Raw genomic sequence first — 11,585 nt, forward strand, 5'->3', positions numbered from 1 at the left:
AAAAAGTACCCGACGATGGCGACTCCCAAGGCGTTGATCCTGCGAGCCCCAGGCACCAATTGCGACCGCGAAACCGCGTTCGCGTTTGAAGCGGCCGGCGGCGCCGCCGAGCGCGTCCATCTCAATCGTCTGCTCGATCAGCCGCAGCTGGCCGAGGGTTTCCAAATCCTCTGCCTGCCTGGCGGATTCAGCTACGGCGACGACATCGCCGCCGGTCGAATTGTCGGCAGCCTGATTCGTCATCACCTGGACGAAGTGCTGCGTGAATTTGTCGACGCCGGCAAGCTAGTGCTCGGCATCTGTAACGGCTTTCAAATCTTGCTCAAATCAGGCATCCTGCTTCCCGACGCCGCCGACGGTCACGCGCCGGCGACCTTGGCCTGGAACGAGTCGCAGCGGTTCATCGATCGCTGGGTGCATTTGAAAACCAACGGCGACAAATGCGTCTTTCTCAAAGAGATCGAAAAAATGTATCTGCCGGTCGCCCACGCCGAAGGCCGCTTCGTCGCTCGCTGCTCCGACACGCTCAAGTCGCTTGATCAGTCAGGCCAACTTTCGCTCCGCTATACCGACGCCGCAGGCGGTGAAGCGGCCTACCCCGATTGCCCCAACGGCGCCCAACTAGGCGTCGCCGGCGCTTGCGACGCGACGGGCCGCGTCTTCGGCCTGATGCCGCATCCGGAGCGTTATCTCGAACCAACGCATCACCCCCGCTGGACCCGCGGCGAAGCCGGCGAAGTCGGCGACGGCCTAAAGATCTTCCAAAACGCGGTGCAATATTTCGCTTAGAAGCTGTCAGGCGAACGCGCAGCCAGGCTCTTTCATAGCCCGAAGCGCAAGCCAGGGAAGTGCGGCCGCAAGGCAAACAACCAGCGTCAAAGCTTAATAACAATTCGGCGAATCGCCTGAGTCGTCCGCCCCTCAAAACGGACCGGGACCGTAGGACCGGACCGCTCTATTTTTTTGAGGGATCGCCCCATTGCCGGGCTGTTAATCTGGGCAAAGTGACAGGCGCCTCTTACCTCCCGAAACGGACCGGACAAGGTTGGACCGGACTCCTTCATTTTTTTTATTGGATCCCCCCGTCTATCTGAGCGATAACATGGGGAAACTTTCGATCGCGACAGGCACGGTCTTCTCTCCGGTTGGGCGACCGAGTGGACCGGACCGCATCGCTTTTTTTCGTAGCTCAAATCGGACCTGCGGGGGAGATACGGCCACTCTGCCCAATTCCGGACCGCCGCAGCGTTGATCCATGCTGCTTTTGACATTCGGGATGCGCCTTCGTGATTTGTTTCACAATGTGGACTGGACCGCGTCGTTTTTTTTTCGCCGCACCGAGCGGTCTGAATGCCGAGCTGTGAGGTTTGACGCTCGCCTTCGACATCAGCGACGTTTGGGTTTAGAAATGCGAATTCTCAATGTGCAAAGAAGCCCGTCGCCGTTGATGTGATCCACCGAATTGCGAAGCGCCACCCAGCATGTGACCACGGCTCCGTGCGAATTGTCAACGGACAAAATCAGACGCGCCAGAGCTTCAAAAACATCCATCTCGTCGGGTGCGTCCAGACGCACGCGGCGCTACGGAGAGCTGCAAAATATAACGCCGCGTCGCGATGCAAACAGAGCTGACAGGTCGCTTCGCAACGGATCCGACGGAGCTGAAATTTTTGTTTGACTCCAATTTTTCTCATGATATCATGAGCAATCATTCGCAAAATGAGGTCATCAATGCACGCCAAACTATGCTATCCCTTTTGGAATCTGCTAGGCGTGAAAGCGCTTCGTAGCGTCTGCTTCTCCTCACTGATTGGCTTTACCGTCTTGGCCCTGTTTCTGCAGTCGGGGTGTACAGCGAGATCGGATCGGCCTGAGCTTGGCGAAGTGACCGGAACGGTCACTCTCGACGGAAAACCGCTTGTCGACGCGTTGCTGACGTTTGTTCCCGAAAAGGGACGATCTTCCTTCGGGGCAACCGACGAAGCCGGCTTCTATCAGTTGAAATTCACGGGCGATGCTGACGGAGCGGTTCTCGGCCAGCACAAAGTGGTCATCGAGAGTATCGCGGCGAGCGGCAATCACTCCGATCCATCCATCGAGAGAAACAACGCTGCTCAAGCCGAAAAAATTCCGAGCAGATACAATACTAAATCCGAGTTGAAGCGTGAGGTGGTCGCCGGCCGCAATGCGTTCGATTTTGAGCTCACCTCTCGCTAAAGCTTGCTAGCTCCTCCGTCGCTTATCTGTTTTCGCGTCTCGCTCTTCTAGATTCATTCCATCATTGGTAGCGGAGCGGATCGCGTTGTTCATTGAAAACTCGCGGCGATTTGCCGTGGGAGTCTCCTCGTGTTGAAGGAAGTGAAGAATGAATACTCGCTCTCGATCCGGTTTTACGCTCGTTGAACTACTGGTAGTGATCGCCATTATCGGCGTTCTGATCGCTTTGTTACTGCCGGCCGTCCAGCAAGCCCGCGAAGCGGCGCGGCGGATGCAATGCACGAACAATCTAAAACAGCTGGCAATAGCGATGCACCTTCATCATGACGCGCATGGCAAGTTTCCTCAGGGCTACGCCGACATTCGCAGCACCGGCCGAGCTTCGATCGATAACGAAGGGCATTGGAGCTGGTCCACCTTCGTGTTGCCGTATATTGAGCAAACGGCGTTGGCCGACTTGCTAAACGCCGACGAATTAGACGCCTCCACGGCGCTGACAGACTCGACGGTTTTGACCGCGGCACAACAAACTCAAGCAGCGTTTCGCTGTCCTTCCGATACCGGTCCCGAGCTGAACGAAAATGTTGGGCATGCGATTGCAGCCGGCGGAGATAATCTCATGCCGGTCAGCAACTACGTGGTGAACAACAACAACTACGGCACGATTCAAGCTCGGTCGACCAATAACCTCAATGGTTCGTCTGGCGCTACGGGTTTGTTTTGGCGCGATAGCGAGTCGTCGTTCCGCGACATCACCGACGGCACGAGCAATACCTTCCTGTTGGGCGAAAAATCGTATCAGTTCGCGTCGTCCGCCCCCGAACCTGCGTACGCAGGCTCGCTCTACGCGGCTCGAGACTTCAATACCACCGGCCCCGAACAGGCAAGCGGTCACCAAGGACTGGTTGCAATCTTCGGCTCTTTGCGAGTCCCGATCAATCCGGCCTACATTTCCAGTTCGGTCATCGAACGACAAGGGTACAGCAGCCGACACCCAGGCGGCGCCCAGTTCGCCCTCGCCGACGGCAGCGTGCGCTTCTTCAGCGAAAACATCGAGCATAGCGTCGACTCGGCGATCAACAGCACGATCGAACGACTCGCCGGAATTTCGGACGGAGCGGTGATCGGCGAGAACTAACCGACCAGCGACGGGATGCCGCCGGCCTCTTTGCGCCCGCGGCATTCCTTTCTTGGATCGCGGCGCGGTAAACAACGACACATATCCGTGCGCTTTGTCATCGAACAAGATCCGACGCGTCCGAGCGTCCCAAACGTCCTACCAGTAGGGTGCGTCAAGACGCACCGGACGATGCCGAGAGCGACGAAATCTAACCATGCGTGGCAACGCAAACGGGGGCCACGGATTGCGTTACCTCGCTAATTGGATGGTCGCCGAATAGCGGGTTCTTGGTGCGTCGCGACGCACACGACGTAACTAAAATATGACTTGCGATCGTCGAAGAATCCTGCGCTAGACTGTAAGCTTGCAATCTACTGGAAATATTCCGACAATTCTAAAGCCAAGTTTCGGAAGAAGTCATGGAAATAAGGAGAGCGAAATGGGACGTGTATCCGACCTTAACGAAGAGCAAAGAAAGACACTCAAGGCAATCATTAGCGACTTTGGTGGTCCAACTTCAACACACTACGTCCTAAGTGTACTTCGGGACGCACTGGATCACTACAAGCCCGGTTGGGAGCTCGACTCCATTGCCGATCCGCAGCTTCGGAGTGACCTTGACGTCTGTATGGTGGCGCTTGAGTATGCGGATGCCGAGAATCTCGACTGATTGGCTAGTCACTTAAACCTGGTTCGCGGGTGATGCGGGTTCGGTGGGTTGCACAAACCGATTTTATCACTCGAAATTGGCTGCCGTCATTCGGTCTGCTCTACCCATCTCAACGTGACTGCGTAAGGTCCAGTTTTCAGATACACTAAGAGACGCATAAATGATCCGGTATTAAAATACTTCATTGGAATCGAATCGCCGCGGACGTTTGAGGTTGACGCGAATGGCCTACGTCTCACGGACGTGTCGATTCTTCTTAATAGATGCATTAAAACTCTCGACCTCTGGACTGCTCGGAACCGTGCGATTTAAAACACGCAATCTACGCGCCATCGCGGAAATGGTAATCGGTGACGAGAAGTACTTTCCTCGTCGTTCGAGTAGCTTAATTACTGAGTTCTTTGAGGAATGCGATCTAAACTTCGTCCACGATGGTACGACACGTTGGCGATGGACATCTGAACGATTGGAAGAACTTCTGCAAGAACCGCAACCCATCCCTCACGCTCTTCCGGAGAGATTTGTGCACGTGTTGCGAGTTCTCATGCATAAATCCGACGCAGAAGATAACGACACTGATCGCCAACTGGCACTTGAGGCGCTTAATCAGCCGCTTGCGCGCGAGGGTTACGAAGCGTTCTATGGTGACGACAACTTACTCTATATTCGTCACAATGGATCTCTAACCATTTCGACTGCGGTCAATCCGCACCGCCCGTTCACCTCGCGAGAAATAGAACGACGCCATCAACTGATTGCTTTCTTAGATCAGTGCTCAGAAGATGATCTGATCAATGACGTTTTATTGCCATTGTTCAGACAATTGGGATACCATCGAATCACGGCCGCTGGGCACAAGGATAAGGCGCTCGAATACGGCAAGGACATCTGGATGCGGTTTGTTCTTCCAACTCTTCACGTCTTGTATTTCGGCTTGCAAGTGAAAAAGGGAAAGCTCGATGCTGCTGGAGTCAGCAAGGGGTCAAATGCGAATATTGCAGAGATTTACAATCAGCTACTAATGATGCTGGGCCATGAAATATTTGATCCTGAAACGAGCCGAAAAGTGCTGGTTGACCATGCATTTATCGTTGCTGGCGGTGAGATTACAAAACAAGCGAAAAATTGGCTGGGCGAAAAACTCGACGTGACAAAGCGAAGCCAAATACTGTTCATGGATCGCGACGACATTGTAAATCTATACGTCGTTAGCACGTTGCCCTTGCCGTTAGGTGCGACTCCCAACGAGAATTCAAATTCTGATGACGATTTCCTATTTTGATCTCGCTTGGCACCCCAACCGATAAATCGGGATGCAAATTCGCCGCTAGTCCCCATCATCGGCCTTTGGCTTGTCAAGTACATCCACGTTTGATTGCGGTGGAATCGTGAGCTTCATTCCGTAAATCGAGTTCGGGCCATCTTTCTCGCCGGCGTAGAAAACGAGAAACCAATCGTTACCCTCGATATGCGTCATCCAGGGATAGCTGAAATCTTCAAAGCCAGCACCGGAGGTCACAAGACTGTGCCGTTCCCACTGGAGCGTGTCTGATTGTGATTGCCAAAGATTGATCTGATTGGCGGCGTCCCTTTCGGATTGAAGCGCGTAGAGCCGCTCTGGTTGCGTCGGATCCGCGACAAGGAAAGGGCTGGGATGCACCGCGTCTTTGCTCCCCTGGATCACGCTTTCGCCGAATTGCCAACTCGCGCCGAGATCGTCACTGACGTATTGATGGTACGCATGGGCGGCGTTCTCTCGGACCAGCCCGATCAGACGTCCGCTGGTATAAATGAAAGTCGGTTCAAAATAGCTCTCGGTCGAAATGGTTTGAGCCGGCCCCCAGGATTTTCCGTCGTCTTTCGAATAGGCGATCCATAGGCCTGAACCGCTCGGCTGGCGATAGTGGCCGCACACCGCTAGTCCCTTGCCGGGGACCTGAAACACGTGGCCGAAGACCGATCCGGTTTTGCTCTCGCCGATCGCGGCGGTGTCAGTCATTTCCCAAGTTTGGCCATTGTCGGTCGATCGCCAAGCGTAGATGTTGTTGCGCAGGTTGTCAGTAAAGGCCATCGCCATCAGGACGATGGCGCCGTCCTCGGCGATTCCCATCGCTAGATTGGCGGCATGCTGATATTGCATCGTGCTGTCGAACGTCTTCAGAACATGGGGAGAGCTAAAGCTCTTGCCGCCGTCTTTAGAGATCGACACAGCGGGACAACCATCCCCATTTACGTGCTTCCTGCCGGCGATGTAGGCGACCACCAGACTACCATCCTTGGCTTTGACGACCTTGGGCCATGACAAGTGACAAAACCGGTCGCTCTCTGGAGCCGGAACGATCACCCGCGCGGGACCAGACTCACCGCCGACAACGAATCCGCTGCACGTCAACATCACCCCGGTAACGATCAACCCCGCAAAAATGGAGGCTTTCATAGGAAGGACTTTCTATTAGTCTGGGAGGGCAGGTCAACCAAGGCCGCAATTGATTTTCCCAATTTGGCAAGCTGCTTCGGTGGGTTGCGCAAACCGGCTTTGTCGCTTGAAATTTGCGGACGTAATTCGGCGGTGCTCCATCCACCCTACCTGACAGAAAGAGACTAATCTATGCCCGAGCCGAACGCAGCGCGTACGCGTGCGTTTCCGACGCCTGAGAAGTTCAACGCTTGGTTGGCGGTCCATCACGCGAGGGAAACGGAACTGTGGCTCCAAATCCACAAGAAGGCGTCTGGTCTGAAATCGGTTACTTGGCAAGAAGCGGTGATTGAGGCGCTGTGCTGGGGCTGGATCGACGGCGTGAAGAAATCGTTGGATGACATTTCCTACTTGCAACGATTTACCCCGCGGCGGCCGAAGAGCAATTGGTCGCAGCGCAATCGCGAACATGTCGAACGGCTGCTTGCGGAAAACAGAATGCAAGCGCCGGGTCTGGCGCATGTTCGCGCGGCCCAAGCCGATGGACGGTGGGACGCCGCTTACCCGCCGTCCAGCGAAATGGTCGTACCTGCCGATTTTGTCGCCGCCGTAAACGCCGATCCAATCGCGAAAGCATTTTTCGCCACGTTGAACAAAGCCAATCGGTATGCGATCGCCTATCAACTGCAGTCGGCCAAAAAGCCGGAGACGCGTCAACGACGTTTTGACAAACTGCTCGCGATGCTCAAAAGCCAAACCGCGATTCGCTGACGTCTTGGCGATATCACTCGCTTCCCTCCGGTTGGAACCATGATGCGAGGCCCGGCCAGCCTGCCCCAAACTGGCCGGGCGATATCGCAATCAGAGAATTTATCGCTGCTTTCAAATTGGCGGAGAGCCTGAGGTCAAGCCAACTACTTCGTCAGGTGAAAATCGAACTCGCTATTTCCGACACTCACGTCGGCCGTCAGCGTGCTCTTTTTGTTGTACTGGACCGGGATTAGATCCATGAACTCGTGAGCCGGATCGGAGGTTTGAATGATCGAGTGGATCACGACCTTCTTCTCTCCGAGGGGGACCTTCGCGGCGTACTGACCATCCTTGATATCGGCGGAAGCGACCATGCCGTCGGCGATGTCTTTCTCAGAGCTGAAGGAGATCGAGCCAGCGGGGAGCGGCTCGCCGCCGAGGGTGACCTTTCCCGTCACGTCAATTCGATCGGGCAACCGGCGCTCGGCGGTACAGCCGAGCGTTCCTATCAACAGTGCGACCAAGCCCAAACCTACTGCTTTGCGCGTCTTCATCGGGCGCCCTCTCTTTGTATTGGAATGATTACGCAAACGATCGAAAGCCAATGACTTGTCGTGAAGGGGGGCTGGGCCCACTTACCTCCCAGGCAATAAGAGAGACCCAGCCGCCTTCATTTCAGGTCGCGGAGACGCGATTAGAACTGCGATACGACCAGACCATCGGTGCGGTTGGCCAGTCGCGCCATCGAACTTGTGTCAACCGACTCGGTAAGAAATCGGACCGACGCGTCCCCGACCAGAATCATGACGCCGCCTGGATGCGCGGATCGCAGGGGACTGTTGTAGCCGAGTTCGCTGACGCCGTCCGAAGTATCCGTGGTGTATTCAATCGCCGATCCCGGATTAATGATGTGCCGCAAGGTGACGCAGTTATGAACGCGCCGCGAACCGGTATTGCGTTGGTAACCCGCCGCAAAACCGTGCGTCGTGCCAGAGCGAACGTCTTTACGCGTTCCGCCGGAGACGTAAACCCAATCGCCGATCTCGCTAACCACAATCGTGTTGCTGCTGCCGTCGGTAATCGATGCGAAGGTGTTTTTCGACTGCTTGGCGAGCACTCCATTGGTGGCGCTCACGCCAAAGGCGGTGTCGCTTGTGTCATTCACGGCAGAAACGCTGCCGTAGCCATCGACGTGGCCGGCAATACCGATATAGTCGGCGACCATGGTCTTGGGAGTCTGGCTACTGAACTCTTGCTCTAGCGCCGAAGAGGGACAGCCGAACACGGGGAAATTGGTGTTGCCGATGGCGGTTTCAATATTCGAGTCGTAGAAGCTGCGATTGGGGAAGTCGCAGCTATCGTAGGCGTTCCCCAACTCTAAAAACGGCATGCTGTACGCCATCCAGGAGTGTCCGCCGGGGCTGGTGTAGCCTTTGCCGAAAGGGGCGGAATTGTCGCTGGCTCCCGGCGGAAAACGACCGAAGGTGTCGTGGAAGTTGTGCAGGGCCAGTCCCATTTGTTTCAGATTGTTGGAGCACTGCGAGCGCCGCGCCGCTTCGCGGGCCGCTTGAACCGCCGGCAACAACAGAGCGATGAGCACGCCGATGATGGCGATCACAACCAACAACTCGACCAGAGTGAAACCTAGACGGCTTCGTGACGATGCGATGCGCATATAAAAAACCCCGCGAAAAGAAGGACAGGAATGGCTTCCCCAAGAGGGCCATGTATGAAAGATAAAAATAATTATACAGACCTCCTTTTTTATTGGCGCAAGAATCGCCGCAAAAGCGCTGCGGGTTCCCCCACCCGCTGCATGCGCTCTCACCTCTGATTTAAGGCGAATCAGGGCTGCCGCGACCGTCCCGCAGGAATTTGGGGAGCGCCGGTTTCCCGTTTGCTGAAAAATCTTCCCGCTGAAGTTGACGTCTTTTCCCCGTCCCGCTATGATTGTCGCTATTGAGACTCACTATCATCTTAGCCGCCAGCCAGCTCGTTCTGTAGAACGGGAGCCAGCTCCGCTGGATGTACCATCCGATTCGCTGTGACCGGCGAACTCGGCTGGCTCGCTGCGATCGTGGGCGCAAAGGCGCGCTGCGATAGCAATCGCTGGTTTCGGCATGAAGGAGAGATTTGGTGGATTTTTACGCTCTTGCCGCTGACTTGTTTCGCCAGGAACGATACCGACAAGCCCTGCACGTGCTGCAGCGCCATCACGACCGCTGGGTCGATGACGGGCACTGTTGGCAGCTGGCCGGGCAAATTCAATTTAGCCTGGGAGAACTAGCCGCTGCGGCTCGAATGTTAGAAACCGCCGCGATGCTCATTCCTCTCTCGGCGGCGGCGCAGTGCCGTTTGGCCGAGTGTTATCTCCGCACGCAGCGCCCTGACTTGGCGGCTTGCATCTACGCTCACTTGGCCGAGATCGAGAATCTCGACGAGGTCTCGGCGGTCGATGCGGTTCGCGGGCTGCTGCGTGTCGATGCGATTGGAGATGGGGTCGACTTGGGTCTGCGTAGTCTGCGGCGTTTCCGAGAAAACCATCGACTGCTGACGCTCGTCGCCGATGGCTTGGAACGTTCGGGACTGGGGCCGCAAGCGGCGCTCCCGTTGTTGCTGCAGGCCGAACGGCTGCAGCCGAAGAATCTCCAGTACAAAATCGCGGTAATCAAGAGGCTGGTCGAAGCTGGACGGCGTTTAGACGCCGTTCGTCGGTTGCGCGCCATCGAGGTCGAGTCGCTGGACTGCGTCGCCTCGCTACAGCGGTTACGTCTGCTGTTAGCGGCCTGCGGCGAAGTCGCCCGTGCCGAAGCGTGCCATGCGCGCTTGGCGCAAATCGAATACGAGGCCGTATCCTCGTACCGACCGACCGACGAAGAGGACGCTGATAATTCGTAGTCCAACTCATTTTGATTTTCGGACAGATAACCCGACCGATCGGCGCCTGAAAATCGAGTTGCGCTGGACTACTTCTCAGGCCTGTTCGTGCTTTATCAACCGATTGCCTGGAGAGAATGTCTGTGATTGAGAACCCACTACAGCGCGCCGTCGCTTGCTATAGTCGCGGAATGCTCGGCGAAGCGCTCCGCCATGTGGATGCGGCGCTAACCGAGGGAGAGATCGCCGCCGATGCCCTGGAGTTGAAAGGAGTCATCCTGCAGATGCAGGGATCGCATGAAGCGGCGCTGCGCACGTTGGAACATGCGCGCCAGTTGCAACCGCTCTCGATGGCGGCGCAGTTGGCGATCGCCGACTGCTATTGCCAACGGGGCGACTTCGAGGATGGTCGCTCGATCTACTGCGAGTTGTCGGAACGTGACGACCTTCCGCCGACGCTGATGTCTTGTCTGGCCGAAGGATTAGGGCGTTTGCAAGAGTTTGACCGGGCCCGCCGCGTCTGCGAGTTGGCCGTGCAGCACAATCCCGACTGCCACGCCGCACTGTACGGCGTCGTTTTTTACATGTGTCGCGCCGGCGAACCTGCCGAGAAGTCGATCCCTCTAGTTGAGAGGCTAATCGATTTGGCGCCGCGCGTTTTTCGATACCGGATGTCGCTGGCGACCCTGTATGGACAACAAGAGGAACAGGAAAAAGCGTATCTAGCGATCGCCGATGCGTCGACCGATGAACTGCACTCGGTCGATTGCACATGTTGCGTGACGCGCTTGATCGACCTATTCGCCCAGTTCGGCGACAAAGAACGCGCCGCTTATTGTCGGTGTCGGATGATTGAGATCGCCAGCGAATAAAGTCGCCCACGATGGCGCTGAGCGTTCGACGCGCCAGCCTTCTTCCCCAGACAAACAACCTTCTCAGGAAGTGAATTCGATGAGCGTTTCTATCGCTATTTTTTATGGTTCGACCACCGGCAATACTGAAATGGCCGCCAACAAGATCGCCGAAGAACTTGGCGGCCTGCTGACGCATATCGGCGACGTCAGTCAAACGAAGCCCGCCGAATTGACGCAATACGATGTGCTGCTGCTGGGCGTCTCGACCTGGAACATCGGCGAGATGCAGGATGATTGGTTCGACTTTCTCCGCAAGCTGGGCGACTTGGATTTGACCGGCAAGAAAGTGGGACTGTTCGCCATGGGAGACTCCTACGGCTATCCCGATAATTTTCTCGACGCGATGGGAGAGCTATGGGAAGCGATCCAGAAGCGGGGCGCCGCGCTGGTCGGCGTGTGGCCAGCGGCCGGCTATCAGTTTGACGAGTCGCAGGCCATGTATGACGACGAACATTTCGTTGGTCTCGGGCTCGACGAAGATAACGAGTCCGATCAAACCGAAGATCGCATCCGCGGTTGGTTGGTCCAGGTTCTGCAAGAGATCGGGCTGCTGGACCTGCAAGATCTGGCCGACGCCGGGTAACGTTTCTTCGGGCGCCATCGCCACGCCCTAGCGTGGCG

The 11,585-nt window shown here is 56.2% G+C and carries 12 protein-coding genes; 9 read left to right on the forward strand and 3 right to left on the reverse strand.

Going from position 1 to position 11,585, the window contains the following annotated elements; translation table 11 throughout:
• Positions 1–15: 15 nt before the first annotated feature.
• The 5 genes from purQ (at position 16) to DSM3645_RS22230 (ending at position 5,289) form a co-directional block, all read left to right on the forward strand.
• Entirely contained in the window at positions 16–789 is a 774-nt protein-coding gene (gene purQ / locus DSM3645_RS22205; protein WP_002654838.1) for a phosphoribosylformylglycinamidine synthase I, read from the forward strand.
• 942 nt (positions 790–1,731) lie between these two features.
• Positions 1,732–2,217, forward strand: coding sequence for a hypothetical protein (locus tag DSM3645_RS22215; RefSeq protein ID WP_002654840.1), 486 nt, complete (start codon positions 1,732–1,734; stop codon positions 2,215–2,217).
• Between the two features lie 148 nt (positions 2,218–2,365).
• Positions 2,366–3,355, forward strand: a complete 990-nt coding sequence (locus DSM3645_RS22220) for a DUF1559 domain-containing protein (protein ID WP_002654841.1) — start codon at positions 2,366–2,368, stop codon at positions 3,353–3,355.
• 421 nt (positions 3,356–3,776) lie between these two features.
• On the forward strand, positions 3,777–4,007 hold the full coding sequence (locus DSM3645_RS22225; RefSeq protein WP_002654842.1) for a hypothetical protein: 231 nt from the start codon (positions 3,777–3,779) through the stop codon (positions 4,005–4,007).
• A gap of 301 nt (positions 4,008–4,308) precedes the next feature.
• Positions 4,309–5,289: a hypothetical protein gene (locus DSM3645_RS22230; protein ID WP_040353219.1), complete on the forward strand. Its 981-nt coding sequence runs from the start codon at positions 4,309–4,311 to the stop codon at positions 5,287–5,289.
• A 45-nt stretch (positions 5,290–5,334) separates the two neighbouring features.
• Here DSM3645_RS22230 and DSM3645_RS22235 read toward each other — a convergent pair whose 3' ends face one another.
• Complete coding sequence (locus tag DSM3645_RS22235) at positions 5,335–6,444, reverse strand: sialidase family protein (RefSeq protein ID WP_002654844.1); 1,110 nt, start codon at positions 6,442–6,444, stop codon at positions 5,335–5,337.
• Positions 6,445–6,615: 171 nt separating this feature from the next.
• Here DSM3645_RS22235 and DSM3645_RS22240 point away from each other — a divergent pair, with 171 nt between their 5' ends.
• Entirely contained in the window at positions 6,616–7,194 is a 579-nt protein-coding gene (locus DSM3645_RS22240; RefSeq protein ID WP_002654845.1) for a YdeI/OmpD-associated family protein, read from the forward strand.
• Positions 7,195–7,337: 143 nt separating this feature from the next.
• Here DSM3645_RS22240 and DSM3645_RS22245 read toward each other — a convergent pair whose 3' ends face one another.
• Together DSM3645_RS22245 and DSM3645_RS22250 are read right to left on the reverse strand one after the other, a co-directional pair.
• Entirely contained in the window at positions 7,338–7,727 is a 390-nt protein-coding gene (locus DSM3645_RS22245) for a hypothetical protein (RefSeq protein ID WP_002654846.1), read from the reverse strand.
• Between the two features lie 140 nt (positions 7,728–7,867).
• Entirely contained in the window at positions 7,868–8,848 is a 981-nt protein-coding gene (locus DSM3645_RS22250; protein WP_002654847.1) for a DUF1559 domain-containing protein, read from the reverse strand.
• 461 nt (positions 8,849–9,309) lie between these two features.
• Between DSM3645_RS22250 and DSM3645_RS22255 the strand changes: the two genes are divergently transcribed.
• The 3 genes from DSM3645_RS22255 (at position 9,310) to DSM3645_RS22265 (ending at position 11,547) form a co-directional block, all read left to right on the forward strand.
• The gene (locus DSM3645_RS22255; RefSeq protein WP_040352927.1) at positions 9,310–10,071 is read left to right on the forward strand and encodes a tetratricopeptide repeat protein; all 762 of its coding nucleotides are present in this window, start codon (positions 9,310–9,312) and stop codon (positions 10,069–10,071) included.
• Positions 10,072–10,193: 122 nt separating this feature from the next.
• Entirely contained in the window at positions 10,194–10,922 is a 729-nt protein-coding gene (locus tag DSM3645_RS22260) for a tetratricopeptide repeat protein (protein WP_161603402.1), read from the forward strand.
• Between the two features lie 79 nt (positions 10,923–11,001).
• The gene (locus DSM3645_RS22265) at positions 11,002–11,547 is read left to right on the forward strand and encodes a flavodoxin (protein ID WP_002654851.1); all 546 of its coding nucleotides are present in this window, start codon (positions 11,002–11,004) and stop codon (positions 11,545–11,547) included.
• The last annotated feature ends 38 nt before the right edge of the window (positions 11,548–11,585 follow it).

The sequence above is a fragment of the Blastopirellula marina DSM 3645 genome (genome assembly GCF_000153105.1).
Classification (GTDB): Bacteria; Planctomycetota; Planctomycetia; order Pirellulales; family Pirellulaceae; genus Blastopirellula; species Blastopirellula marina.